The organism is Paenibacillus sp. B01, assembly GCF_009649995.1.
In the GTDB taxonomy this organism is placed as follows: domain Bacteria; phylum Bacillota; class Bacilli; order Paenibacillales; family Paenibacillaceae; genus Paenibacillus_O; species Paenibacillus_O pasadenensis.
Window position 1 is genome coordinate 4,166,909 of the sequence record NZ_CP045802.1, and the last position, 25,320, is coordinate 4,192,228.

Here is a 25,320-nt window from a genome sequence, read left to right on the forward strand (position 1 = left end):
CTATTCATTATATTACATGAGGCCTCGTTCCTTCAAACTGATAAAGCGTCCATCGCCGATGACAATATGATCCAGCACCTCGATGCCGACCAGCTGTCCGGCCTCCTGCAGGCGCGCCGTCAGCGCCCGGTCCTCCGCGCTCGGCGTCGGATCGCCGCTCGGATGGTTGTGGGCGCAGATGAGCGAGGCGCTGCCGTGACGGATCGCCGCTCGGAACACCTCGCGCGGATGCACGAGCGAGGCGTTGAGAGTGCCGACGGACAGCGTCTCGCGGGCGACGATGTGGTTTTTCGTATTCAGGAACAGGCAGACGAAATGCTCCACCTGGAGATAGCGAAGGTCTTCCATCAAATAGTCGGCGGCGTCCTCGGGACGGCGCACGGCGACCGTCTCCTCGCGGCGGCTGCGCGCCAGCCGGCGTCCGAGCTCGATGCCCGCGCGGATCTGCAGCGCCTTGGCCGGACCGATGCCCTTGATGCGGGTCAGATCGCCGTGGCCCATGTCCACGAGCCCGCGCAAGCTGCCGGACTGCTGCAGGATGCGGGCAGCCAGATGCACCGCCGTCTCGCTGGAGGAGCCTGTCCGCAGCAGGATGGCGAGCAGCTCAGCATGGCTGAGCGCTTCCGCTCCATGCTGCAGCATCCGCTCCCGCGGACGCTCCTCCTCCGGCCATTGTTTGAGAGAAACGGAATCCGACATCGTTCGACGACCGCCTTTGCGCTAGGTTTCCTCTAGTTTACCATTGATTTCCGGCATTATCTCCTCCTCTTTTCGAGGAATTTCGATCTTCATCTCTTCCTTGACGAGCGAAGCATCAAAAAAGTCCACCCCCGGACGGAGGTGGACGAAAAAAGCTTGGCTTCAGCTTCGCAGCGGATCAAGTCCGAATCGCCGCAGCAGCTCGTAAAGCAGATTCAGCGGCAAGCCCATGATGCTGTAAAAATCGCCTTCGATCTGCTCGACCAGCACGCTGCCGAGCCCTTGGATGCCGTAGCTGCCCGCCTTGTCGAGCGGATCGCCGGTCGCCACGTAGGCGGCGATCTGCGCGTCGTCGAGCTCGCGGAAGCGGACGGCGCTGCGCGTATAGCCGCAGGCCGCGAAAGCCGTCCCGCCTGGCGCCGCCACGCGGTAAGCGCCGATGTCGCCGAGCCGCTGCCGATCGCCCCAGACGGCGCCGGACGCTTGCGACGGGTCCGCTCCGGCCGGCGGAAAGGCCGGCGGCAGCGTCGCCGCGCCGCCCGCGACGGGTTCGCCTGCCGCCAGCAGCGCGACGCCGCTGTACACCTCATGGACGCGGCCGCTCAGCCGGCGCAGCGTGCGGCGCGCATCCTCGGCGTCGGCCGGCTTGCCGAGCACCTCGCCGTCCAGCACGACGATCGTGTCGCCGCCAAGCACGAGCGCGCGGCCGCCCTCCGCTCCAGAGGCCTCCTCGATCCTGAGCGCGGCGGCCTTAGCCTTGCGCAGAGCCAGCTCCGCGACGATCTCATGAGGCCGCAGCTCCGGCGCGACCGACTCGTCCGCATCCGTCGCCAGCACCTCGAGCGGAATCGGCAGCCGCAGCGCGGCCGCCAGCTCCCGCCTCCGCGGCGAGGACGAGGCGAGCACGAGCCGCTGCGGCAGGTTGTCTTCATTCATACGTCTGAACTCCTCCATCTTGGCTAGTCGAGCGCCCGCTACAGCTTGCGGTAGAGCAGAAACGCCAGCACGAGGCAGGCGAGGCTGACGACGCTGAAATTGAGCGTCAGATCAAGCTCGTAGCGGAGCACGCCGAGGTCGGCGGCGGGCCTCCAGTTCAGCTCGGCGGAGCGCGTCAGCTGCGCCAGCGCCGGAACTTGCTTGAGCCACCGGTCGGCAAGCGCCCCGGCGAGCAGGCCGAGCGCGCCGAACAACAGCAGCGTCCATCCGTTTTTCTTCATCGCGTCCGCGCCCTCTCCCGGTCCGAATTCTCGTCCCATTATAAGGGAAGCGGACCGAAGGAGCAACGGACCTCAGCCCGCGACCGCGGCTTCCCGAAGCTGCAGCTGGGCCAGCGCGGCAGCCGTCAGCTCCGCCTGCACCGCCCAAAGGCGCTCCGCCTGCGGCGATTCGCCGTACGCCGTCAGCTTCGCGCCGGCTTGCCGCAGCGCGTCGGCCAGCGCTCCCGCCGCCTCCTGCGCCGCCTTGCCGGACCAAGCCGGCTCGGCGGCTGCGGCATCCTTCAGCCAGCCGTCCAGCCGCTCGGCCCAGGCGGCGCGGCTCGCGGCGTCCATGCCCGCGGCGTCTCCCGCCAGCAGCGCCGACGTCTGCCCGGCCAAGTCGCCGATCAATTCCGCCGCGCCCACGTCATAAGCTTTCAGCTGCTCGGCCGTGCCCGCGAAGGCCATCTCCGACACGCTCGGCAGCTTCATCTCCTTGAGATACACCTCGGTGCCCGTCATGCCGGCGGCCAGCTTCTCCGCCTGTCCGCGGCTCGAAGCGACGCCCGCGTAGACGCGATAATCGCCGTCGTGGCGCAGCGCTGCGGCCAAGCCGGCTTTTTTCAACTCCGCGGCGGCCGCTTCGGCGCTTCCCTTGGAAGAAAATACGCCGTACTGAAGCAGCTGGTAGGTCCGCTCCGGCCAACCGGCCGCCACGCTTTGGACCTTCGCCGCTCCCTGCGCGGCTTCCGCCGCCGGCGCAGAGGCCGGAGCAGAGGAAGCCGCCGGCTCGGCCAGCCCTCCCTCGGCGGCAGCGGACGCATCGGCCGCTTGTCCTTCCCGCGCCGGCAGCAGGCCTTGCCCGGCGAACAGCGTCAGCGTCATGTAGCCGAGCACGGCTCCCGTCGCGATCGCTCCGCCGATGGACAGCAGCACCGCCAGCCAGGACGGTCCCGCTCCGCCTCCCGTCCCGGAGGCGCGCTTCATCCGGGCGCCGATCCCCCCCGCGCGAGCCGGACGCGCGGCGTCCGGCTCGACGATCGGCCCGGCCGGCCACGCCTCCGGCTCGTCGTAGCCGACCTCATAGGCGGCGGCTCCGCTCTGAACGGCCCGGCCGCCGGAAGCCGGCGCGGCGGCCCAAGGCCACTCGCCCGGCTCTTCCGAATCTTCCGGCTCTTCCGCACCGTCCGGCTCGACCCGATCCGCCTTGCCTGCCTGGCTGCGGCCGCTGTTCCCGGACCATGCCGGATGATCCGATTCCGGATCGGCTGTTCCCGGCGCGGCGGGAGGCGGCGCAGCCTCGAAGCCCGGCTCCGGCGACTCGCCCGGCCAAGCCGACCAAGCCGGCTCTTCGGCGGCATCGCCCTCGGCTTGTCCCGCCCGCAGCAGGTCCGGAGCCGTCTCCCAGATCGGCTTGTCCTGAAACGGACTGATCCAAGGCGAATACGACTCCGCGAACACCAGCTCGGCCCTCTCCCCCATCCCCGCCGCAGCGTCCATGCCGACGGCGGAGCGGAGGCCGGAGCGCGGCTCGCTGCCGGAGCGCGGCAGGCCGGACGCCGCGCGTCCCTCCTGCACGAGCCTGCCGCTGCCATCCGGACGATACGTGACTCGAACCTTCGTCATGATCGTTTTTCTCCTCCCTGTGGTGGACTCTGCTCTACTCTATGAGACTAGCGGCTCGATTATGACCGATAGAAAGAGGGCAAGCGAAAGGCGCGGAGAGCCAGCCGCGCTTCTGACCCGGTTCTCGGTCCGCGCCCGCCGCGGACGCGACAAAAAGCGGAGGGCATCCGCCCTCCGCTTCGTCTCTTGCCTATGGCAGGATGCTTCCATCCCGCAAAGCCCTTATTCGCCCGCCGGCTCGAACCGCTGGCGCAGCAGCCCGACGAGCGCGTCGCCGGCCTTCCAGATGTCGCCGGCTCCCATCGTCAGCACGAGGTCGCCCGGGGCGAGGCGCGTAGCCAGCTCGGCCTGCACCTCTTCCTTGGTCGGCAGGTAGAAGGTATTCGCGTTGCTGTTCTTGACGATCAGCTCCACGAGGCGGCGCGAGTTGACGCCTTCGATCTCCTTCTCGCCGGCCGGCGAGTAGATGTCGGTGATGATGACCTCGTCCGCCTCGGCGAACGCGCGGCTGAACGGCTCCAGCAGGAAAAACGTGCGCGTGTAGCGCTGTGGCTGGAACACCGCGACGATGCGCTTGCCGGTCGCCTTGGCGGCGCTGATCGTCGCCTGGATCTCCGTCGGATGATGCGCGTAGTCGTCGATGACAAGGATGTCGTTCACCTCGCCGAGCACCTGGAAGCGGCGCTTGGCGCCGATGAAGTCCTTGATCGCTGCGGCGGCCGCTCCGAACGGCACGCCCGCCTCCATGCATGTGATGAGCGTCGCGACCGCGTTGTACACGTTGTGGCGGCCCGGCACGGACAGCTGCACGACGCCGAGCTCCTGGCCGCGCCGCGACAGCGTGAACGTCACCTTGCGGTCGCCGAGCACGAGGCTCGAGGCGCTGTACTCGGCGTCGGCGCTGTCGATGCCGTACGTGACGATGCGCTCCGCCGGCAGCGCGCCCGCCGCCCGCGGCAGCAGCTCGCGCACGATCGGGTCGTCGATGCAGACGACGGCGCGCCCGTCCTCCTTGACCTGCGAGAAGAACTGCACGTAGGCCGACTTCAGGTTCTCGAAGTCGCCGTCATAGTTTTCGAGATGGTCGGGCTCGATATTGGTGACGACGGCGATCGCCGGATGGTAGTGCAGGAAGGAGCCGTCGCTCTCGTCCGCCTCCGCCACGACGTATTCGCCCTTGCCGGCCTTGGCGTTCGTGCCGACATTGACGATCTCGCCGCCGATGATGTAGGTCGGATCGGCGCCGCAGCTTTCCATGACGAGCGCGATCATCGACGAGGTAGTCGTCTTGCCGTGCGCGCCCGCGACGGCGATGCCCTTGCCTGCGTTCATGAGGCGGGCGAGCATCTGGCTGCGGTGCAGCACCGGAATTTTCAGCTCCTCGGCCGCCCTGCGCTCGACGTTGTCCTTGGACAGCGCCGTGCTGTAGACGACGAGATCGGCGCCGCGCACATGGCTCGCGTCATGCCCGATATGGATTTCCGCGCCTTTTTTGGCCAGCTTTTCGGTCAGCTCCGCCCGCGCGACGTCCGAGCCCGTCACTTTATAGCCCATTTCCAGCATGACGCGCGCGATCGCGCTCATGCCGTATCCGCCTATCCCGATAAAATGAACGTGTTCTGCTGTCGTCGTCATGACGGTCACCAACCTTTTTCAGAATCCGGCAGTCCGAGCACGAAGGCGCGGACATCGGCAATGAGATAGAGCGTGCCGGTGACGACGGGCAGGCCGCCGCCGGCGGCGGCGCGCTCCAGCCGCTCCAGCGCGTCCGGCCACCGGGGCTCGGCGACGATCTCGGGCGAGACGCCCATCTCGCGGGCCTGCTCCCGCGCGACTTCCGCCAGCTCCTCGGCCGGCAGCGCCTTGCGGAAAGCGGGCTGCGTAACGACAAGTGTGTCCGCTATAGGGAGTATATGCCGAAGCACTCCGCGGTGATTCTTGTTGCCGAGCATTCCGATCATGACATGGATGCGCTCGCCTCCGTGCAGCTCCCGCAGCGCGGCCGCGAGCGACTCGGCGCCCTCCGGATTGTGCGCGCCGTCGAGCAGCAGCCGCGGCTCCCGGCGCACCATCTCGAGCCGGCCCGGCCACTGCGCCGAGCGCAGTCCCTCCAGCAGCTGCTCGTCGTCGACGAGCAGCGCGTTGTACTGGCGCAGCACCTCCAGCGCCATGACGGCAGCGGCGGCGTTTTTGCGCTGATGCGCGCCGGCGAGCGTCAGCTCCAGCCGGGACATCGACCGGAACGGCCCTTTGAAGCCGAAGCTCTGTCCCGACTCCGTCGCCTCGATCGCCGTCTCCTCGAACTGCTCGCCGAGCTGATACAGCGTCGACTTGGACGAGCGGGCCGCCTCGCGGATGACCGCGAGCGCCTCCTCGTTCTCGACCGTGCTGACGACCGGCACGCCCGGCTTGATGATGCCCGCCTTCTCGCGGGCGATGTCCGTTATCGTGTCGCCAAGCACGTCCATATGGTCGTGGCCGACGTTGGTGATGATCGAGATCACCGGCGTGACGATGTTCGTCACGTCGAGCCGGCCGCCGAGGCCCGTTTCCCAGACGACATAGTCCGGATACGTGACGCGGGCGAAGTAGAGGATCGCCAGCGCCGTGGACACCTCGAACATCGTCGGAGAGCCGTGCTCGGTCTCGGCGATCTCCTCGACGAGCGGCCGCAGCTCGTTGGCGAGCCGCAGCAGCGTCTCCTCCTCGATGTCCTGGCCGTTGTAGCGGAACCGGTTGGTGAACTTCGTGATATAAGGGGATGTGTACGTCCCCGTGTCATAGCCGCCGCGCACGAGCACCTCCGTCAAGTACGCGCAGACGGAGCCCTTGCCGTTCGTGCCCGCGACATGGATGAAGCGAAGGCGGCGCTCCGGATGGCCGAGCCGCTCCATCATGATCCGCATCCGGTCGAGGCCCGGGCGGACGCCGAAGCTGACGAGCCCCTCGATCCATTCGCGCGCTTCCTCGTACGACGCCATCCCGGCGAACTGCCGCTGTTCGTTGTCCATCAGCCCTGCAGCTCCTCGATCCGGGCCAATACCTTGTCGAGCTTGGCCTGGTAGTCTGTCCGCTTGGCCTTCTCCTCGTCGATGACCTTGGCCGGAGCCTTGGCGACGAAGCCTTCGTTGGACAGCTTCTTGTCGACGCGCTCCACCTCGGAGCGCAGCGTGGCGGCTTCCTTGCGCAGGCGCGCGATCTCCTGCTCGATGTCGATCAGGCCGGCGAGCGGCAGAATCAGCTCGGCGCCCGTCACGACCGCCGTCATCGCCTTGTCCGGCGCGGACAGGGCGGCGTCGATCGTCAGCGACGACGTGCCCGCGAAGCGGCGCAGCAGCTCCTCGTTGGCCTGCAGGATCGCGAGCTCGGCATCCGAGCTCGGCTTGATCTGCAGCTCGATCTTCTTGCTCATCGGCACGTTCACCTCGGCGCGGATGTTGCGCACGGCGCGGATCGCGCTCATGAGCAGCTCCATCTCGCGCACGGCGTCCGGCGCCTCGAAGGCGGCGTCGTACTGCGGCCAGGCGGCGATCGAAATGCTCTCGCCCTCATGAGGCAGATGCTGCCAGATCTCCTCGGAGATGAACGGCATGAACGGGTGGATCAGGCGCTGGGTGCGGTCGAGCACGTAGGCGAGCACGGATTGCGTCGCCTTTTTGGCCTCGGCGTCGGTGCCGTACAGGCTGAGCTTGGATACCTCGATGTACCAGTCGCACAGATCGTCCCAGATGAAGTTGTACAGCAGCCGTCCCGTCTCGCCGAAGTCGTAGGCGTCGATGAGGCGCGTCACGTCGCGCGCCGTCTCGTTCAGGCGGTGCAGGATCCAGCGGTCGGCCGTGCCGAGCTTGCCGCCGAGGTCGATGTCCTCGTAGCGGAAGCCCTCCAGGTTCATGAGCGCAAAGCGCGAGGCGTTCCAGATCTTGTTGGCGAAGTTGCGCGCCTGCTCGACCTTCTCGATGCGGAAGCGCAGGTCCTGTCCCGGCGTGCTGCCGGTCGACAGCATGAAGCGCATCGCGTCCGCGCCGTACTGCTCGATGATGTCGAGCGGGTCGACGCCGTTGCCGAGCGACTTGGACATCTTCTTGCCGTCGGCGTCGCGCACGAGGCCGTGCATGAGCACGTCCTTGAACGGAATCCGGTCCGTGAACTCGAGGGCGGTGAAGATCATGCGCGCCACCCAGAAGTAGATGATGTCGTAGCCCGTCACGAGCAGGTCGTTCGGGTAGTACCGCTTGAAGTCGGCGCTCTCCTCGTCCGGCCAGCCGAGCGTCGAGAACGGCCACAGCGCGGAGCTGAACCACGTGTCGAGCACGTCGTTGTCCTGGCGCAGCTCGCCGCCGCAGTCCGGGCAGGAGCCGATGTCGTCCGCGGAGACATGGATCGTGCCGCAGGCGTCGCAGTACCAGGCCGGGATGCGGTGGCCCCACCAGAGCTGGCGGGAGATGCACCAGTCGCGCACGTTCTCGATCCAATTGAGGTACGTCTTCTCGAAGCGCTCCGGCACGAAGTTCACGCCGGCGCCCGACTTCTGCGCCTCGATCGCGCGGTCGGCCAGCGGCTTCATCGCCACGAACCACTGCGTGGACAGGTACGGCTCGACGACGGCGCCGCTGCGCTCGCTGTGGCCTACCTGATGCACGTGGTCCTCGATGCGGACGAGCACGCCGGATTCCTTCAGGTCGGCGACAAGCTTCTTGCGCGCCTCCGCGCGGTCGAGTCCCTGGTAAGGACCGGCTTCGGCGTTCATGACGCCGCTCTCGTCCATGACGATGATCTGCGGCAGGTCATGGCGCTGGCCGACCTCGAAGTCGTTCGGGTCATGGGCCGGGGTGATCTTGACGGCGCCGGAGCCGAAGTCCTTCTCGACGTACTCGTCGGCGACGATCGGGATGAGGCGGCCGATGACCGGCAGCACGAGATTTTTGCCGACGAGAGCCCGGTAGCGCTCGTCCTCCGGGTGGACGGCGACGGCGGTGTCGCCGAGCATCGTCTCCGGACGGGTCGTCGCCACAGTCACATGGCCGCTGCCGTCCTCGAGCGGGTACTGCAGGTGGTACAGGCTCCCCTGCACTTCCTTGTACTCGACCTCGATGTCCGACAGCGCCGTGCGGGCGGCCGGGTCCCAGTTGATGATCTTCGCGCCGCGGTAGATCAGCCCTTTTTCATAGAGGCGGACGAACACCTCGCGCACGGCCTTGGACAGCCCCTCGTCGAGCGTGAAGCGCTCGCGGGAGTAGTCGAGCGACAAGCCCATCTTGCCCCACTGGCTGCGGATCGTGCCGGCATAGGTGTCCTTCCATTCCCACACTTGCTCCAGGAACTTCTCGCGGCCGAGGTCGTGGCGCGTCTTGCCGCTCTCGCGGAGCTTCTGCTCCACGCGCGTCTGCGTGGCGATGCCGGCATGGTCGGTGCCCGGCAGCCAAAGGGCGTCGAAGCCCTGCATCCGCTTCGTGCGAATCATGATGTCCTGCAGCGTGAAGTCGAGCGCATGGCCGATATGGAGCATGCCCGTGACGTTCGGCGGCGGGATGACGATCGTGTACGGCTTCGCTTCCGGCACGCGGCCGGCCTTGAAGAAGCCGCCCTTGCTCCATAGCTCGGTGCTGTTCTGCTCGGCGCTGCGGGGATCGTAGGTCGTCGGCATTTCGGTTGTATGCTGCTGCTCTGACATTGGCAAGTTCACCCTCGTTTGGTTGATGGAGTTTAAAAAAAGGCGGCTGACCGACAAAAAAAGCCTTCCGCCCCTTGAACGCAAAGGACGAAAGACTTCAGCTTCCGCGGTACCACCTTCATTCCGCCCGGGACCTCGAGTCCATGGACGGCACTTGGAGCAGGATAACGGCTGCGGCCGGCGGAGCTGCTCCTGCAGCGGCCCTGAGGGCATGCTGGCAGAATGCGGTCCGCGACTCCGGGGCGACCTGTCACGCTTCTGCGGCCTGCAGACCTTCCACCAGCTGCGGTCTGCTCTCTGTAGGCGCACGGCGCACTCTTCCCCATCCTCGTCGTTGAATGGAATGATGCTTTGAATATCCCTTCCAGTTTACCGTTGTTGAGAGGCATAGTCAACTCGCCTAGGCTTCCGCCCAAAATGAAAAAGGCGCTTCCTGCCGGAGCGGGAAGCGCATCGGATGGGCAGCGGCCTGGGACGGCGGACGCCGGAGCGGTCGGCCCGGAGCCGTTGCGGCGAGGGCCGGCGCAGCTCGGGCGAGGCCGTCAAGGAATGTAGAGCACTTGCCCTTCGGCCACGCCCTGATCGGCGAGGCGGTTGTGGAGCGCGATCTCCCGCGCCTGCAGCTGGTAGCGGTCGGCGATCGTGTCGAGCGTCTCCTCGCGCTGCACGATGCAGATCCGCACCTTGCGGAACGGCTGCTCCTCCACCGTGCGGCTGAGGAACAGCGACTGCCACTCGACCTCCTCCGAAGGCGGAGCCGCCGGAGCCTCCTGCTGGCGGCTGCGCTCCGACGCTTGGCGCTGCTCGCGCTCGCGCCGGCTCGAGCCGATGAGCGACGTCAGCCCTTCCTCGCCGCTGTCCGGGGCGGCCGCGGCGCTGCGCTTCGCGCCGAAGGCGACTCGCAGCTCCTGGCGCTCCGGCTCGGCTTCGGCCGCTTGAACGTCGGCTTCGCCAAAGGCGGAGGCGGAAGCCGCGGCTTCCGGCGCAGAGGCGGCTTCCGGCGGCGAGGCCGCTTCCCGCACCGGCGGCTCCGCCGTATCGGCGGCCGGCTCGGCTTGCGGCCGGCCGTACAGCACGGCAGCCGGCTCCGCTTCCTCCGCCGGCTCGGCCGTCCTCTCGCCCGAGGCGATGGACCGCAGGGAGCTGAAGGCGCCGCTGCGGTCGGCCTCCGCCTCGTCGGACGAGGCCGAGCGGGGCGCCGCGGCCGGCGGCGGAAATTCCGCCTGCGGCGGCGCGAACGAGAAGGAGGCGTCCTCCTCCGCCTCGCTGCCGCCGGACGGCTCCGGCTCCTGCCTCCAGGCGCCGAGCTGCGTCCAGCCTGACGTCTGCCCGGACGAATCCGGCCCGGCCGCGGACGGCTGCTCGAAGCCCGAGTAAGCGGACGAGTGGGCTGCAGGCTGCGCGGAATCCGCCGCCTCCGGAGGGCATTGGTCCTCCTCCCGCTCATAGGAGCGGAAAGCCGCCTCTTCCCGGCTTTGCGCGACCGACGCGGCTTCTCGACGTCCATCGTCCCGGTACTCCGCGACGGCCGCCGTCTCGTCCTCTTCGAACGAAGCCTCCTGCCCCTCCTCCTCCAGCTCCAGATAGCGGCCCGGCGAAATATCGCCGGTCGCCTGGGCCGAAGCCGGCGCGCGATGCACGACCGTATAAGGCTCCTCCTGCCACTGCGCGCCGTCGTCTGCCGCCGCCTCGACGCGGATGCCGCTCAAAGACAGCACGCCGGTGATGTTCAGCGTCCGCGAGGACAGCAGATCGACATCGAAGTTGTCGATCTCGACCGAAATGTCCTCCAGGCTCTCGATCCGGTTCATCGGCAGCGTAATCTCGACCGGAATCTGATGCTCCATCGTCTGCGCGGCCCCGGAGCGGTCCGCGCTCCGATACACGCCGTTCAGCAGCAGCCTTCCCCTCAGAATGGCCTGCTCCCCCTGCTGGATGACTTGGATGCGGGGGACGAGCTCGATTTCCTCCAGCTCCTCGATGGCCGCGACCTCTTCGGGCAGATGCACCCGCTCGTAGACGTCGAAGCGCAGTCCTTGCGATTGTTCGCTCACGCTAAAGCCTCCCTTCCCCATGATGGTGCTTGGGCATGCGATTTGCTCCTTACCATCTATATGGGCAGGGAGTCGGGAGCATGACTACTTTGACCGGACGCGCGCCTGTTTCGGCCCGCTCGGCGGCTGGATGCGCGATTCGCGCCGAAAAGACAGGCGCGCCGCCGGCTCAGCGCCCGGCTGTCCGCCGCAGCCGCTCCAGCAGCGCCTCCAGATCCGCCGGCAGCGGATCGTCGACGGCCAGCTCGCGTCCGCTCCACGGATGCCGGAACTCGAGCCGCCGGCCATGCAGCGCCTGGCGGCCCAGCAGCGGCGAAGCCCCGCCGTACAGGACATCGCCGAGCAGCGGATGCCCGATATGGCTCATATGCACCCGAATTTGATGCGTACGGCCGGTCTCCAGCTCCAGCTCGAGCAGCGACGCCTCGCCGCCGAACGCCTCCAGCACCCGGTATCGGGTAAGCGCATGGTCGCCGGTCGGCGAGACGCGGCGGCGCGCGCCGTGATGGCGGTCGCGGCCGATCGGAGCGTCGACGACGCCCTCGCGGCGGCGCGGGACTCCGCGGACGATCGCCCAATAGACGCGGCGGATCGCTTTTTCGCGCATGGCGGCGTCGAGCGTCTGCTGGGCGAGATCGTTTTTGGCGTAGAGCACTGGACCGGATGTGTCGTCGTCGAGACGGTGGACATGGCGGACCGGCAGCGGGTCGCCCAGGCTCAAGCAGCGGCAGAGCGCCGCCTCGTCGAGCGTAGCAGGCGAGCCGACGCTTTCCTCGAATCCGGACGCCGGACCGCCTTGTTTCCCGGTCCGCTCCGCGCCGCGGAAGCGGCTCTGCGTCCGTCCGTCGCTCACTCGGGGCGATGCGGACGGCGCGGCGCCGCTGCCGTGCACCGGCAGGCCGGCCCGCTTGTCCAGGACGAGGCACCAGTCATCCTCGTACAGCGGCTGCGGCCAGCTGTCCGGGTAGCGGCCGCCCCAGCCGGCCAGCCGCTCTCGAGCCGCGCGCTGCTCCGGCGAAGCCAGGACATCCGCCGCCGGGAACGCCCGCAGCTCCAGCGCCGGCAAGCCGCCCTCAGCAGCGCCTAGCCCGCCTTCCGGCCCGCCGCTGCCGCTCCTCGCCTCGCTTCGTGCGCCGGCCGCCCCGCTCCAGCGGATGCCGCCGGTGGACAGCAGCAGCCCGAGCCATTTCGCCGGAAACAGGTTCAGCTCCAACAAGCGCAGCCTCGCCTCATGGGGATGCGAGCCTGCCTTCAGCCTCGCCTGCTCCGCTCCCGGCCCGAGCGGCACGCGCAGCCATTCGCCGCTCCGCTCCGCCGCGTCCAGCAGCAGCGCGGAGCTCTGCGGACTCGCCTTCGGCGCCTCAGGCGCGTCAGGCCGCGAACCGGCCGCCGCAGCCTCCCTCGCGGACGGATCCATCGCTTACAGCCGCCGCAGCGCTTCGCGGTTCGCTTCGATCGTGCGGTCGATCAGCTCCGGCGTATGCGCCGCGGAGACGAACATGCCTTCGAACGGCGACGGGGCGACGCTCACGCCGAGCTCGAGCATCGAGCCGAAGTAGGCGCGGAAGCGGCCGAGGTCGCTCGCCTGCGCCGTCTCGAAGTTGACGACATGCCGCTCGTTGAAGAACGGGCCTACCATCGAGCCGACGCGGTTGATCGTCACCGGCACGCCGGCCTCGCGGGCGTTGTCCTCGAAGCCCGCCTGCAGCCGCAGCGACAGCCGCTCGAGCTGCTCGTAGGTTTGCGGCGTCAGCAGGCTGAGCGTCGTGAAGCCCGCCGCCATCGCCAGCGGATTGCCCGACAGCGTGCCGGCCTGATAGATCGGCCCCGCCGGAGCCATCCGCTCCATGAGGTCGCGGCGTCCGCCGTAGGCGCCGACCGGCAGGCCGCCGCCGATGACTTTGCCGAGGCAGGTCAGGTCCGGGGTGATGCCGTACAGCCCTTGCGCGCAGTTGTAGTGGACGCGGAAGCCGGTCATCACCTCGTCGAAGATGAGCAGGCTGCCGTATTCGCTCGTCACGTCGCGCAGCCCTTGCAGGAAGCCCGGCAGCGGAGGCACGACGCCCATGTTGCCGGCGATCGGCTCGACGATGACGCAGGCGATCTCCTCGCCGAACTTCTCGAAGGCGAGACGGACGGACGCGAGGTCGTTGTAGGGAACGGTGATCGTATGCGAGGCGGTCGACTCCGGCACGCCCGGGCTGTCCGGCAGGCCGAGCGTCGCGACGCCCGATCCGGCCTTGATGAGCAGGCTGTCCGCATGGCCGTGGTACGAGCCCTCGAACTTGAGGATCTTGCTGCGGCCCGTATAGCCGCGGGCGAGGCGCAGCGCGCTCATCGTCGCCTCGGTGCCGCTGTTGACCATGCGCACGATGTCGCAGGAAGGCACGCGCTCGCACACCAGCTTGGCCATCTCCGTCTCCAGCAGCGTCGGCGCGCCGAAGCTCGTGCCTTTCTCCGCCGTGGACTTGATCGCCTCAATCACCTCGGGATGCGCGTGGCCGAGGATGAGCGGCCCCCAGGAGCCGATGTAGTCGATGTACTTGTTGCCGTCGAGATCGTAGACGACCGCGCCTTCGCCGCGCTCCATGTAGGCCGGCGTCAGCCCGACCGACTTGAACGCGCGCACGGGGCTGTTGACGCCCCCCGGGATGAAGCGCTTCGCTTCCTCGAATGCCGCGCGCGAGCGCGTGTCGTCCTTCCTTCCGAATCCGCCTGCCTGCTCTTGTCCGCTTGTCATGCCTGCTCCTCCTTCAGCCACCGGGCCGCGTCCTTCGCGTGGTACGTAATGATGAGATCGGCTCCGGCCCGCTTCATGCCGAGCAGCGTCTCCAGCACGATCTTGCGCTCGTCGACCCAGCCGTTCGCGGCCGCGGCCTTGACCATCGCATACTCGCCGCTGACGTTGTAGGCGACGAGCGGCAGGTCGAAGTTCTCCTTGAGCGCGCGCACGACGTCGAGATAGGCGAGCGCCGGCTTGACCATCAGCATGTCCGCGCCTTCCGCCACGTCCGTATCCGCCTCGCGCAGCGCCTCGCGGATGTTCGCCGGGTCCATCTGGTACGCCTTGCGGTCGCCGTACTGAGGCGCCGAATTCGCCGCTTCGCGGAACGGTCCGTAGTAGGCCGAGGCGTACTTGACCGAGTAGGAAAGAATCGGGATGTCGGCATGGCCCGCCTCGTCGAGGCCGGCTCGGATCGCGCCGACGAAGCCGTCCATCATGTTGGAAGGAGCGATCACGTCCGCTCCCGCCTCCGCTTGGGAGACGGCCGCGCGCACAAGCAGCTCGAGCGACGGATCGTTGTCCACCTCGACCTCGCCCGTGCGCGGATGCTGATGCACGACGCCGCAGTGTCCGTGATCGGTGAATTGGCAGAGGCAGGTATCGGCCATGACGACCAGCTCCGGCGCCCACTGCTTGATGAGGCGCGTCGCTTGCTGCACGATGCCGTTCGCGTCGTAGGCCGAGCTGCCGGCTTCATCCTTGCTCTCCGGGATGCCGAACAGCATGATCGACGGAATGCCATGCGCTGCGATGTCGCGGATCTCCGCCTCCAGGCGGTCCAGCGAATAGCGGAATACGCCCGGCATGGAGGAGATCTCCTCCACCTTGTTCTCGCCGTGCACGACGTACACCGGATAGATGAAGTCGCTTGGCGTCAGCAGCGTCTCGCGGACCATCGAGCGCAGCGCGGATGTGCGGCGCAGGCGGCGGTGTCGGACTATGGGATGGGTCATGGCGGGATGGGCCTCCTTTAGAATTCGTTCATTCGGTCGTACGGTCTGGTGATGCGATTTGAAAAAACGAGAAGAAACGCAGGAGCGGCGGGGCCGGATGCCGCCGCCGCTCGGGCAAGACGCTTAGGCCGGCGCATCGCCGGCAGACGCGGACAGACGCCGCTCCGCCATCCTGGCGGCGAGCGCGGTTGCGAGCGACTCGATCGTCGCCGCCTCGGGCAGCACGGTCGGCTCAAGTCCCGCCTCGCGGGCGGAGCGGGCCGTCACCGGCCCGATGCAGGCGATCTCGCAGCCGGCCAGCAGCCGCAGCGGATCGTCCTCGCCGGCGCGGCGCAGCATCGTCAGCAGATTGGTTACGGTCGACGAGCTCGTGAACGTGACCGCCTGCACGCGGCCGTCGCGCAGGCATTCGAGCGCGTACTCGTCCTGCCGCTCGGGCAGCACCGTATCGTAAACGGTAAGCCGATCGGTCAGCAAGCCGCGGCGCTCCAGGTCGAGCGGCAGCGTATCGCGCGCCAGCGTTCCGCGCACGACCAGAGCGCGCTGCCCGGCCTCGATCAGGCCGGACAGATGGTCCAGCATGCCCTCGGCCTGGAACTCCATCGGCAGCGCCTCGGCCTGCAGGCCGCGGGCTTCGAGCACCGACTTGGTCTTAGGCCCGACGGCGGCGATGCGCGCCCGATGGAACCGGCGGATGTCGCCTCCGGCGCCGCGCAGACGGCGGAAGAAATGCTCCACGCCGTTGACGCTCGTGAAAAACAGCCAATCGTACGTCGCGGCGGCGTCCAGCGCGGCCGCGAGCTCCGCGTCCGCAGCCGCTCCTTCGACCGGCACCGTCTCGATGACGGGATACTCGCACGGCTCCCCGCCCATCTCTTCGATGAGCTCGGACAGACCGCTCGCCTGCTCGCGCGCGCGGGTGACGAGCACGCGGCAGCCGAACAGCGGCTTGCGCTCGTACCACTGCAGCGCCTCCCGCTGGCGGACGACCTCGCCGACGACGATGACGGCCGGCGGCTTGAAGCCGGCCTCCTCGACCTTGGCCTCGATATCGCCGAGCGTGCCGGTCAGCGTCCGCTGCTCCGGCCGCGTGCCCCAGCGGACGAGCGCGACCGGCGTCGAGTCCGGACGGCCATGCTTGATCAGCTGCGCGGCGATGTAGCCGATCTTGGCCACGCCCATCAGGAACAACAGCGTGCCGGTGGCGTTCGTCACCTTTTCCCAGTCGATCGACTGGTCAAGCTTGTCGGGGCTCTCGTGGCCCGTGATGACGGAAAACGAGGACGCGTGGTCGCGATGCGTCACCGGAATGCCGGCATACGCAGGGACTGCGATCGCCGACGTGATGCCCGGCACGATCTCGAACTCGATGCCGTGCTCGGCGAGCAGCCCCGCCTCCTCGCCGACGCGGCCGAAAATCGTCGGGTCGCCGCCCTTGAGCCGGGTGACGGTCTTGCCTTGGAGGGCGAGGTCGACGAGCAGGCGGTTGATCTCCTCCTGCTTCATCGTGTGGCGATCCGGCAGCTTGCCGACATAGATGGTCTCGGCGCCGGGCTTCAGCTGGCGCAGCAGGCGCGGGCTGGCCAGCCGGTCATAAACGACGACGTCGCTGCGCGAGAGCAGCTCCAGCCCCCGCACGGTGATGAGCTTCGGGTCTCCCGGCCCGGCGCCCACCAGATAAACGATCCCCTTGGCGGTCATGTCAGCTTCCGAGCTCCGCGAGAATGCGGTCCGCGCCCTGGTCGCGCAACGCCTGCGCCACCTCGAGGCCGAGCGCCTGCGGATCCGTGCCCTTGCGGATCTCCTTGAGGATCGTCGCGCCGTCCGCCGAGCCGACCATGCCGGTCAGCGTCAGCTCCGGTCCTTGCTCCGTACGGCTCGTGATGACGGCATGGGCGCCGATCGGAATCTGGCAGCCGCCGTTCAGCGCGCCGAGGAACGTGCGCTCGGCCGCGACCGCCAGCGCCGTATCGGCATCGTCAAGCAGCGCGAGCAGCTCGCGCACGCCGGCGTCGCTCTCGCGGCACTCGATGCCGAGCGCTCCCTGGCCGACGGCCGGCAGGCAGATGTCGGGATCGACGGGAGAGCTGATGCGGTCTTCCCAGCCCATGCGCAGCAGGCCCGCCGTCGCCAGCACGATCGCATCCAGTCCGTCGGTCTCCAGCTTGCGGATGCGCGAGTCGATGTTGCCCCGGATCGAGCGGATCTCGAAGTCGGGCCGGTACGCCTTGAGCTGGCTCGCGCGGCGCAGGCTGCTCGTGCCGATCGCAGCTCCGCGAGGAAGCTCCGACAGCGGGACGCCGCCGCGGGTAATGACGCAGTCGCGCGGATCGACGCGCTTTGGCACCGCTCCGTTCATGAGCCCTTCCGGCAATTCGGACGGCATGTCCTTCATGCTGTGGACGGCCAGGTCGATCTCTCCGTCCAGCAGCGCCTGCTCGATCTCCTTCACGAACAGCCCTTTGCCGCCCACCTTGGACAAGGTGACGTCAAGGATGCGGTCGCCTTTGGTGACGATCTTGCGGATCTCGAATTCGTAGCCGAAGCCGCGGGCTTCGCTGATCTGGCGGAGCGCCTCGATGACATGGCCCGTCTGGGTCAGCGCCAGCGCGCTCTGGCGCGTGCCGACGACGATCGTCCGCGCTTCTCTGGATAGTTGCTGCATGGGAGTTCCTCCTTATGTAGACTGCTGCCTGTCGTCCTTGCCCTCCGTCCGCTTCGCCCCGGGCGCCTCCTCGCGTCCGTCGGCACTGCCGCCAGGCCCGTGCTCGCCGGCAGCCCAGGCGGCCAGGCGGACAGCCTCGCGCCGCAGCCGCTCCCGGCGGACGTCGGCATCCGGCTCCTGCTCCAGCAATCGCCGCCGCAGCTCGCCCATGCGGCGCGCCGCCTCGGCGTAACGCCCGCCGCCGTACCGCCGCTCCAGCTCGGAATGCAGCACGGCGGCCAGCGCCGGCGCCTCGCCGCCGGCATGCACCGCGAGCAAAACCGCTCCGTCGCGGACCGCCGCGGCCGTCTCGAAGCTGCTTGGCCACGAGCCGGAAGCATCGTTGAACAGCCGGCCCTGCCGCTCGGCCTCGCGTCCGATTCGCGCGTTGAGCGCAGGATCGTCCGTTGCCGCGACGACGAGGAAAGCCCCGTCTAGATCCGAGCTGCGATATTCGCGCGCATGGAGCTGAAGCCGCCCCTGACCGGCCAGCTCCAGCAAGCCGGGCGTAAAGGAGAGGCCGACCAGCTCCAGCCGGTCGGCGCCGCCGGCGAGCAGTCCGGCGGCTTTTCTTTGAGCGACCGGGCCGCCGCCGACGATCAGGCAGCGGCGGCCGGACAGCCGCAGCATGGCGGGGTATGCGGTCATCCCAGGGAGCCTCCTCGGGGTCGGCCGGTCCGGCTCAGGACCAGCGATGGAAGTTGGATGCGGGATTGATGAGCGTATTGAGGACGAGCATCGCGAAGCAGATCAGGTTCCAGCGCGCGCTCTGCAGCGCCGGCCTGCGCTTGACCGCCCACCGGAACAGGTCATAGGCGTACAGCCCGAGCGCGGCGAACGAGCTCACGACCTTCCAGTCGAGCAGATAGCCGAGGCGGCCTTCGACGACGACCGAGACGACCGCGACCGAAAGCGACAGCGCCAGCAGCGGCACGCCGAACAGCACGAGCCGATACGAGAACCGATCCAGCTGCTCCAGGCTCGGCAGCCGCGCCACGCCGCGGCTCCAGCGCCGGGTTTTGAGCCTGCCGTGCAGGAACAGGTACATTCCGGCGAATACGGCGGAGATCGCCAGCAGCGAGAACGCGCAGAGCACGAGGCTGATATGCAGGATGAGCAGCTCCTGGGCGAGCTTCCACGGGGCGAGCGGAATTTCCGCGCTCGGGTCGCTGAACAGGTTGAGCGCGAGCACGCTGAAAGCGATCAGATTGACGAGAAAAACGATGAATTCAATTCGGAAGAAGCGGCTGATGACGAGCGAGGCCGTCAGCAGCAGCCAGGAAACGCCGAGCCAATATTCAAACCGGGAAAACAGCGTCATGTCCATATGCGCCCAGATCCGGTACAGCACGACCCCGGTGATCAGCACCCAGACGAACACAAGCAGCCCTGCGCCCATCCGCTTCGCCCTCCGGTTCGAATCCACGAAGTCGGAGAAGTAAAACAGAAGGCTCAGGGCGTATATATACAACAGGCTATCGTAAAACCAGTACGTACCCATACATGGCGCCCTCCTGTCCTATTCCTGCATAGGCGAGGCCGCACGGCGGCTGCGGATCGGTCAGGGCGCGACAATCGCAAGCGGAGAAGCGGCTTGGGAACGGGCCGCCGTCGTTTTGTCGGCTAGGACTTTCCCCTTGGCTCCGCCTTCCGGCTCCGGCTCTTGATCCTTGAGGTCGAAAAGCTTCGCGAACAGCTCCATCGCGTCGTCCGCCTTCCGCTCCCCGGCGAGCTCCTTGATGCCATGGATCGGATCCTGCATCATCTGGTTCAACATGCTTTTGGTCAGCTTCTGGATGACCTTGAGCTCGCGCTCGTCCAGATCGGGCAGCTTCTTGGCAAGGCTGTCCATCGTCTGGCGATGGATGTCGTCGGCTTTTTCCTGCAACGACCGGATCAGCGGCACGACGCCAAGCGTCCGATACCACTGGTGGAACTCGTCCATCGTCGAAGCGATCATCGTCTCGATCTTCTCCGCCTCTTGACGGCGATGCTCCAGGTTCATCTCCACGATCCCCTCCAGGTCGTCAATATCATACAGGAAGACATTGTCGACCGAGGCGATGGCCGGATCCAGATCCCGCGGAACGGCGATGTCGATCATGAACATCGGCTTGGAGCGACGGCGCTGCATCGCGGCGACGACGACGTCCCGAGCCAGCACATAGCCGCTCGAGCCGGTCGAGCTGATGACGATATCGGCCTCATGGAGACGGCGCACCGCCTCGTCCATCGAGCAGGGAATGCCGTTGAACTTGGCGGCCAGCTCGGCCGCGCGCTCGAACGTGCGGTTGACGACAAGCACCCGGTCCGCGCCGTTGGCATACAGGTGCTTGGCCGTCAGCTCGCTCATCTTGCCCGCGCCGATGATCATGACCGTCTTGCGGTTGAACTGGCCGAAGATGCGCTTGCCGAGCTCGACGGCCGCATAGCTGACCGACACGGCCGACTCGCCGATCGACGTCTCCGAGTGGGCCGCCTTGGCCATCGTCACCGCCTGCTTGAACAGCATGTTGAAGATCGTGCCGGTCGCCCGCTTCTGCTGGGACAGCAGCCACGCGCTGCGCACCTGGCCGAGGATCTGGGTCTCGCCGATGACCATCGAGTCGAGGCCGCTCGTCACGCGCATCAGATGGCGGATCGCACGGTCGTCCTCATGCATATAGAGATGGTTCGTGAACGATTCTCTCGGCAGATGGAACCACTGCTCCATGAAGGAGCGGATATGATAGGCGCACAGCTGATGCCGATCGACGACGGCATACAGCTCGGTGCGGTTGCAGGTCGCGACAATGACACATTCAAGGATGCTGGAGGTCGCCTTCAGCGCCTCTACCGCACGAGGAAGGTCGGAGTCCGAGATCGCGAACTTCTCGCGGACTTCGACCGGCGCGGTACGGTAGTTCAGGCCGACCACAACAATATGCATGTGACATCACCGCCTCTCTATGTCTGTGCCTTATAAGACGAGTCTATTCCGTACATTAGAATCATTATAACATACAAGCACAAGTCCGCTCGCGCAAACTTTGACGTTTTGTTGACGCGAAGCCTGTCTATCCTTACGGCATCTAGTTTGGTCCTGGCTGCAGATCCGTATTCTCCCTAAAAAAAATAACCATGGAGAGCTCCATGGTCATTTGTACAGAGTTCCGGTCTTTTAAACCAGTTCGGTTGCTTTCAGTTCCGGTTCTACGACTTGAAGCTCTCCCATACCGCGTACGAGCTTCTTGGCGTGCGTCGTCTTCGGCTTCAGGACGGCCAGCATGTAGTCGATCGCGAGCTGCGGATCTACCGTCTCGCCGCAGGTGTAGCAGTCGAGCGCGGCGAAGCCTCTTTCTGGATACGTGTGAATCGAGAGGTGGCTCTCCGACAAGAGCACCAGTACCGTTGCGCCTTGGGGCTCAAATTGCTTGGCTTGAACCGAGAGCACAGATGCGCCGCATGCCTCCGCCGCTTCTACCATGTGGGCTTGCAGAAACTCGGCGTTGTTAATGAGTTCGAAATCTACTCCCCAAGCATCAACCGCAACATGTCTTCCGAAAGTTGAGTATTCCATCTTCCGGCTCCCCCTTCCTAGGAATAAAATGATTAAAAATTTCATCCGCTAGGACCTACGTCATTCACTTCCCGAGGGATAACTCTCTCTCGCAACATATCCATGTCCTGAGTGAATCCTGGTTCCTATATTGGGTTTTTTTCAACGAAATTAAAAATACCATCTATCCCCCCCAAATGCAACCTTTTTTTCTGTAAAAAACGGGCGGCTGCGGAGAACGAAAAAAGACCGCCGGACGCGAGGTCCGGACGGTCTGGAATGAAAAGGCCGCTGGATGCGGGCCCGCGCTCGGAAGCTATGCCTCCAGCGCGAACAGGCGGCTCGAATGATCGGCCAGCAGGCGGTCGATCTCGCGGCGCTCGGCATCGTCCGCGGCAGTCAGGCGGCTGTCCAGCAGCCGGTTCACCGAAGCCTTGAGCCAGTCGATCTCCTGCTCGGCGGCATTCAGCCGGAACGTGCGCTCCAGCTCGCCCAGCGTGTCCTTGAACTGATAGACGAGCCGGGTGCCCTTGGCCGTCTGCTCGCTGATGCGCTGCACCGCTCCGGCCTGATACTCGTACGTCATCGTATAATGGCTATAGATTCGGTTGACGACCGCGTCGCCCTTGAAGGTCGCGACGAGCTTGCGCATCACGTTCGTGAGCGCAGGCTGCGTGATCCGGCAGGACCATTCGCACACGAAGCAGCCATCTTCTTGCTGAAATACAAAGCGGACTTTTTCCCTCCCTGCGCTGTCTTCGAGAACCGCCTCCTGATTGCCGCCCTCAAGCACCATGACGCTTATGCGCACATGCTGGTCCTTGATGAAGCGGTAAAAACGGGTCATCTCTTCACGGGTCAATTGCAGTTTGGCTTGAACATACTCGGTGGCTATCCGCTGAGCCATAAAAATCTCCTCAATTCTCTGGTTTGAAAAAGGGACTCTGGATTTCGTTTCTTATCTTCATTATACGTGATCGGCGGCGGCGTTTCCTGCCAGCCGCGCTTGATAATCCGCCGTATTTCAGAATTAGAAGCGGCCAGCCGCGATTCGGAGAAGGCAAAACCCGATTTCCTTAGGAATTCGCTGTTCCTTGCTGCTCTTCGCTCGCAATTCCGGCCGATTGCGCCAGAACGTCCCAAAGCTCTTCCCTTCCCATACCCGTTTCGGAGGAGAACAAAACGAGCGCATCCTTCGATGTGGCGCCGAGCGTCGTGCGCACGGCCTTTTTATGCTTGTCCCACTTGCTCTTCGGAATTTTGTCCGCCTTGGTGCAGACGATGCACATCGGAATGCCGAAATGCTTGAGCCAGTTGAACATGAGCACGTCGTCCTTGGACGGGTCGTGGCGAATATCGATGACGAGCAGCACGAGCTTCAGCTCCTCGCGGTTCTGAAGGTAGCGCTCGATCATTTTGCCCCAGGCCTCGCGCTCGGTCTTGGAAACCTTGGCGTATCCGTAGCCCGGGAAGTCGACGAAATATAAGGCCTCGTTGATGCGGTAGTAGTTGAGCTGCTGCGTCTTGCCGGGCTGGGAGCTCGTCCGGGCGAGATTCTTGCGCAGGATCAGCTTGTTGATCAATGACGATTTGCCGACATTGGAACGCCCTGCCAGAGCTATCTCCGGCAAGGCGTCGCTAGGATATTGATGCGGCTGGACCGCGCTGATGATGAATTCGGCGTTCGTGATTTTCATAGAATCGGTGTCCCTGCTTTCTCTTCGCTTGCTGCCGCCTCCGGCGCGGAAAGCGCGGAAACGGGAGCGGCCTCGGGCAGCAGCGCATGCTCGAGCACCTGGTCCATATGGGCCACGGGCACGAACTCCATGTCGGCGCGCACGCTGTCCGGGATGTCCCTGAGGTCGCGCTCGTTGTCCGCAGGCAGCAGCACCTTGCGGATGCCGGCGCGATGCGCGGCGAGCGACTTTTCCTTGAGGCCGCCGATCGGCAGCACGCGGCCGCGCAGCGTGATCTCGCCGGTCATCGCCACCGTCTTGCTGACCTTGCGGCCGGTGAGCGCGGAGATGAGCGCGGTCGCCATCGTGATGCCTGCGGACGGACCGTCCTTTGGAATCGCCCCTTCGGGAATATGGATGTGGATGTCGTTCTTTTCATGGAACTGCGAATCGAGCCCCAGCTCCTCCGCCCGCGAGCGCGTGAAGCTGAACGCGGCCTGCGCGGATTCCTTCATGACGTCGCCCAGCTTGCCGGTCAGCGTCAGCTTGCCGGCGCCCGGCAGCACCGTCACCTCGATGACGAGCGTGTCGCCGCCGACCTCGGTCCACGCAAGGCCCGTCACCGCGCCCACCTGATCCTCCGCCTCGGCGAGGCCGTAGCGGAATTTGGCCGGTCCGAGCCACTCCTTGACGAGCGCCCGGTCGACGGAGATCGGCGCGCTGCCCGGCTCCGAGACGAGCTTTTTGGCGGCCTTGCGGCAGATCGAGGCGACCTGCTGCTCCAGGTTGCGCACGCCCGACTCGCGCGTGTACTCGCGGATGAGGGCGAGCAGCGCATCCGGCTCGAGCGTCAGCTGCTCCTCCTCGAGGCCGTGCTCGCGCTTCTGCTTGGGCAGCAGGTAGCGGCGGGCGATCTGGTCCTTCTCGAGCTCCGTGTAGCCGGGGATGTACAGCACTTCCATCCGGTCCAGCAGCGGCCGCGGAATATTGTGCAGCGCATTGGCCGTCGTGACGAACATGACAGAGCTCAGATCGAACGGAGCTTCGATGAAATGGTCGCTGAACGTGCCGTTCTGCTCCGGATCGAGCACTTCGAGCAGCGCCGCCGAAGGATCGCCGCGGAAGTCCGACGCCATCTTGTCGATCTCGTCGAGCAGGAACACCGGGTTCATCGATCCGGCCGTCTTCATGCCCTGGATGATCCGGCCCGGCATCGCGCCGACGTACGTGCGGCGATGCCCGCGGATCTCCGCCTCGTCCCGCACGCCGCCGAGCGAGATGCGGACGAACTCGCGGCCGAGCGACCGCGCGATCGAGCGCGCGAGCGACGTCTTGCCGACGCCGGGAGGGCCGACGAGGCAGAGGATCGGTCCTTTGAGCTTCTGCACGAGCTTCTGCACGGCCAAGTATTCCAGCACGCGCTCCTTGGGCTTGTCGAGCCCGTAATGGTCCTCGTCAAGAACGGCCTCGGCCTTGGCCAGATCGAGGTCGTCCTCGGTCCGCTTGCTCCATGGAAGCGACAGCAGCCAATCGATATAATTGCGGATGACGCCGCCCTCGGCCGAGGACGCCGGCATCTTCTCCAGCCGGTCGATCTCTTTGACGACCTTTTCCTTGATCTTTTCGGGCAGCTCCGCCGCGTCCATCTGAGCCCGCAGCTCCTCGACCTCGCCGGCGCGGCCCTCGCGGTCGCCGAGCTCCTTCTGGATCGCCTTCATCTGCTCGCGCAGGTAGTATTCCTTTTGCGTCTTCTCCATCTGCTTCTTGACGCGCTGGCTGATCTTGCGCTCGAGCTCCAGCACCTCGCGCTCGTTGCCGAGCAGGTCGAGCAGCTTCTCGAGCCGCGCCTTCACGTCGACCGTCTCGAGAATCTCCTGCTTATCCTTGATCTTGAGCGACAGATGGCTCGTGATGACGTCGGCGAGCCGACCCGGCTCGTCGATGTCGGATACCGCCGCATGCGTCTCCGGCGTCACTTTTTTGGACAGGGTGATGTAATGCTCGAACTGGCTCAGCACCGAGCGCATGAGGGCGTCGATCTCCGGATCGGTCGACTCCTCCTCCGGCAGCTCCCGCGCCGTCACCTCGTAGAACTCCTCCTGAGGCAGGTAGTCCTGGATCTCGGCGCGCATGACGCCTTCGACGAGCACGCGGATCGTGCCGTTCGGCAGCTTCAGCATCTGGCGCACCTTGGCGATCGTGCCGATGCGGTAGATGTCCTCCTCCGTCGGCTCCTCGATGTTCACTTCCGACTGGGAGCTGAGCAGAATCATATGATCGCCCAGCATCGCCCGATCAAGCGCCTTGACGGACTTTTCCCTTCCGACGTCGAGATGAAGCACCATGCTGGGATAAACGAGAAGTCCCCGCAGAGGGAGCAGCGGCAGCCTGCGGCTTTTTCCTTTGGCAGGTCCCATG

The 25,320-nt window shown here is 66.1% G+C and carries 21 protein-coding genes; 1 reads left to right on the top strand and 20 read right to left on the bottom strand.

Going from position 1 to position 25,320, the window contains the following annotated elements; all coding sequences use genetic code 11:
* Positions 1–12: 12 nt before the first annotated feature.
* The 18 genes from radC to GE073_RS25525 all read right to left on the bottom strand — a co-directional run bounded on the left by radC (position 13) and on the right by GE073_RS25525 (position 21,926).
* Positions 13–699, bottom strand: a complete 687-nt coding sequence (radC, locus tag GE073_RS17905; RefSeq protein WP_028597500.1) for a RadC family protein — start codon at positions 697–699, stop codon at positions 13–15.
* A gap of 162 nt (positions 700–861) precedes the next feature.
* Positions 862–1,635: a Maf family protein gene (locus GE073_RS17910; RefSeq protein WP_101807930.1), complete on the bottom strand. Its 774-nt coding sequence runs from the start codon at positions 1,633–1,635 to the stop codon at positions 862–864.
* Positions 1,636–1,673: 38 nt separating this feature from the next.
* Positions 1,674–1,916, bottom strand: coding sequence for a DUF4321 domain-containing protein (locus GE073_RS17915; RefSeq protein WP_028597498.1), 243 nt, complete (start codon positions 1,914–1,916; stop codon positions 1,674–1,676).
* A gap of 72 nt (positions 1,917–1,988) precedes the next feature.
* Positions 1,989–3,521: an SPOR domain-containing protein gene (locus tag GE073_RS17920; protein WP_101807931.1), complete on the bottom strand. Its 1,533-nt coding sequence runs from the start codon at positions 3,519–3,521 to the stop codon at positions 1,989–1,991.
* Positions 3,522–3,743: 222 nt separating this feature from the next.
* Positions 3,744–5,156: a UDP-N-acetylmuramate--L-alanine ligase gene (gene murC / locus GE073_RS17925; protein ID WP_028597496.1), complete on the bottom strand. Its 1,413-nt coding sequence runs from the start codon at positions 5,154–5,156 to the stop codon at positions 3,744–3,746.
* Positions 5,157–5,161: 5 nt separating this feature from the next.
* Positions 5,162–6,532, bottom strand: coding sequence for a bifunctional folylpolyglutamate synthase/dihydrofolate synthase (locus tag GE073_RS17930; RefSeq protein WP_028597495.1), 1,371 nt, complete (start codon positions 6,530–6,532; stop codon positions 5,162–5,164).
* Positions 6,532–9,192 carry a valine--tRNA ligase gene (locus GE073_RS17935; RefSeq protein WP_028597494.1) on the bottom strand — a complete coding sequence of 887 codons (2,661 nt, stop codon included), beginning with the start codon at positions 9,190–9,192 and terminating at the stop codon, positions 6,532–6,534. Before GE073_RS17935 ends, GE073_RS17930 begins: the two co-directional genes overlap by 1 nt.
* Before the next feature lie 542 nt (positions 9,193–9,734).
* Positions 9,735–11,246 carry a LysM peptidoglycan-binding domain-containing protein gene (locus GE073_RS17940; RefSeq protein WP_028597493.1) on the bottom strand — a complete coding sequence of 504 codons (1,512 nt, stop codon included), beginning with the start codon at positions 11,244–11,246 and terminating at the stop codon, positions 9,735–9,737.
* Positions 11,247–11,415: 169 nt separating this feature from the next.
* Entirely contained in the window at positions 11,416–12,663 is a 1,248-nt protein-coding gene (locus GE073_RS17945; RefSeq protein WP_052332943.1) for an RluA family pseudouridine synthase, read from the bottom strand.
* A 3-nt stretch (positions 12,664–12,666) separates the two neighbouring features.
* Positions 12,667–13,986: a glutamate-1-semialdehyde 2,1-aminomutase gene (gene hemL, locus GE073_RS17950; RefSeq protein ID WP_028597492.1), complete on the bottom strand. Its 1,320-nt coding sequence runs from the start codon at positions 13,984–13,986 to the stop codon at positions 12,667–12,669.
* Entirely contained in the window at positions 13,983–14,984 is a 1,002-nt protein-coding gene (hemB, locus tag GE073_RS17955) for a porphobilinogen synthase (protein ID WP_028597491.1), read from the bottom strand. The genes hemL and hemB overlap by 4 nt, the downstream gene beginning before the upstream one ends.
* A 123-nt stretch (positions 14,985–15,107) precedes the next feature.
* Positions 15,108–16,685: a uroporphyrinogen-III C-methyltransferase gene (gene cobA, locus GE073_RS17960; RefSeq protein WP_043110894.1), complete on the bottom strand. Its 1,578-nt coding sequence runs from the start codon at positions 16,683–16,685 to the stop codon at positions 15,108–15,110.
* A 1-nt stretch (position 16,686) separates the two neighbouring features.
* Positions 16,687–17,649, bottom strand: a complete 963-nt coding sequence (gene hemC / locus GE073_RS17965; RefSeq protein ID WP_028597490.1) for a hydroxymethylbilane synthase — start codon at positions 17,647–17,649, stop codon at positions 16,687–16,689.
* Positions 17,650–17,661: 12 nt separating this feature from the next.
* Positions 17,662–18,336: a precorrin-2 dehydrogenase/sirohydrochlorin ferrochelatase family protein gene (locus GE073_RS17970; protein ID WP_052332942.1), complete on the bottom strand. Its 675-nt coding sequence runs from the start codon at positions 18,334–18,336 to the stop codon at positions 17,662–17,664.
* A 34-nt stretch (positions 18,337–18,370) separates the two neighbouring features.
* Positions 18,371–19,189: a cytochrome c biogenesis protein CcsA gene (ccsA, locus tag GE073_RS17975; protein ID WP_028597489.1), complete on the bottom strand. Its 819-nt coding sequence runs from the start codon at positions 19,187–19,189 to the stop codon at positions 18,371–18,373.
* Positions 19,190–19,249: 60 nt separating this feature from the next.
* Entirely contained in the window at positions 19,250–20,617 is a 1,368-nt protein-coding gene (gene hemA, locus GE073_RS17980) for a glutamyl-tRNA reductase (RefSeq protein WP_028597488.1), read from the bottom strand.
* A 231-nt stretch (positions 20,618–20,848) separates the two neighbouring features.
* Positions 20,849–21,247: an adenosylmethionine decarboxylase gene (gene speD / locus GE073_RS17985; protein ID WP_028597487.1), complete on the bottom strand. Its 399-nt coding sequence runs from the start codon at positions 21,245–21,247 to the stop codon at positions 20,849–20,851.
* 295 nt (positions 21,248–21,542) lie between these two features.
* A complete protein-coding gene (locus GE073_RS25525) occupies positions 21,543–21,926 on the bottom strand; it encodes a non-ribosomal peptide synthetase module (protein WP_228551619.1) in 384 nt (127 codons plus the stop codon).
* Between the two features lie 15 nt (positions 21,927–21,941).
* On the opposite strand from GE073_RS25525, the gene GE073_RS25530 reads away from it, so the two are divergent.
* On the top strand, positions 21,942–22,160 hold the full coding sequence (locus GE073_RS25530; RefSeq protein WP_228551621.1) for a hypothetical protein: 219 nt from the start codon (positions 21,942–21,944) through the stop codon (positions 22,158–22,160).
* Between the two features lie 142 nt (positions 22,161–22,302).
* On the opposite strand, the gene yihA is transcribed toward GE073_RS25530, so the two are convergent.
* Together yihA and lon are read right to left on the bottom strand one after the other, a co-directional pair.
* Entirely contained in the window at positions 22,303–22,923 is a 621-nt protein-coding gene (gene yihA, locus GE073_RS17995; protein ID WP_028597485.1) for a ribosome biogenesis GTP-binding protein YihA/YsxC, read from the bottom strand.
* Positions 22,920–25,319, bottom strand: coding sequence for an endopeptidase La (gene lon / locus GE073_RS18000; RefSeq protein WP_028597484.1), 2,400 nt, complete (start codon positions 25,317–25,319; stop codon positions 22,920–22,922). The genes yihA and lon overlap by 4 nt, the downstream gene beginning before the upstream one ends.
* Position 25,320 lies beyond the last annotated feature (1 nt).

Excerpts from the sequence above, each read along its gene's own strand:
- radC (WP_028597500.1), bottom strand. The coding sequence starts at position 699 with ATGTCGGATTCCGTTTCTCTCAAACAATGGCCGGAGGAGGAGCGTCCG.
- GE073_RS17910 (WP_101807930.1), bottom strand. The coding sequence starts at position 1,635 with ATGAATGAAGACAACCTGCCGCAGCGGCTCGTGCTCGCCTCGTCCTCG.
- GE073_RS17915 (WP_028597498.1), bottom strand. The coding sequence starts at position 1,916 with ATGAAGAAAAACGGATGGACGCTGCTGTTGTTCGGCGCGCTCGGCCTG.
- GE073_RS17920 (WP_101807931.1), bottom strand. The coding sequence starts at position 3,521 with ATGACGAAGGTTCGAGTCACGTATCGTCCGGATGGCAGCGGCAGGCTC.
- murC (WP_028597496.1), bottom strand. The coding sequence starts at position 5,156 with ATGACGACGACAGCAGAACACGTTCATTTTATCGGGATAGGCGGATAC.
- GE073_RS17930 (WP_028597495.1), bottom strand. The coding sequence starts at position 6,532 with ATGGACAACGAACAGCGGCAGTTCGCCGGGATGGCGTCGTACGAGGAA.
- GE073_RS17935 (WP_028597494.1), bottom strand. The coding sequence starts at position 9,192 with ATGTCAGAGCAGCAGCATACAACCGAAATGCCGACGACCTACGATCCC.
- GE073_RS17945 (WP_052332943.1), bottom strand. The coding sequence starts at position 12,663 with ATGGATCCGTCCGCGAGGGAGGCTGCGGCGGCCGGTTCGCGGCCTGAC.
- hemL (WP_028597492.1), bottom strand. The coding sequence starts at position 13,986 with ATGACAAGCGGACAAGAGCAGGCAGGCGGATTCGGAAGGAAGGACGAC.
- hemB (WP_028597491.1), bottom strand. The coding sequence starts at position 14,984 with ATGACCCATCCCATAGTCCGACACCGCCGCCTGCGCCGCACATCCGCG.
- cobA (WP_043110894.1), bottom strand. The coding sequence starts at position 16,685 with ATGACCGCCAAGGGGATCGTTTATCTGGTGGGCGCCGGGCCGGGAGAC.
- hemC (WP_028597490.1), bottom strand. The coding sequence starts at position 17,649 with ATGCAGCAACTATCCAGAGAAGCGCGGACGATCGTCGTCGGCACGCGC.
- GE073_RS17970 (WP_052332942.1), bottom strand. The coding sequence starts at position 18,336 with ATGACCGCATACCCCGCCATGCTGCGGCTGTCCGGCCGCCGCTGCCTG.
- ccsA (WP_028597489.1), bottom strand. The coding sequence starts at position 19,189 with ATGGGTACGTACTGGTTTTACGATAGCCTGTTGTATATATACGCCCTG.
- hemA (WP_028597488.1), bottom strand. The coding sequence starts at position 20,617 with ATGCATATTGTTGTGGTCGGCCTGAACTACCGTACCGCGCCGGTCGAA.
- speD (WP_028597487.1), bottom strand. The coding sequence starts at position 21,247 with ATGGAATACTCAACTTTCGGAAGACATGTTGCGGTTGATGCTTGGGGA.
- yihA (WP_028597485.1), bottom strand. The coding sequence starts at position 22,923 with ATGAAAATCACGAACGCCGAATTCATCATCAGCGCGGTCCAGCCGCAT.
- lon (WP_028597484.1), bottom strand. The coding sequence starts at position 25,319 with ATGGGACCTGCCAAAGGAAAAAGCCGCAGGCTGCCGCTGCTCCCTCTG.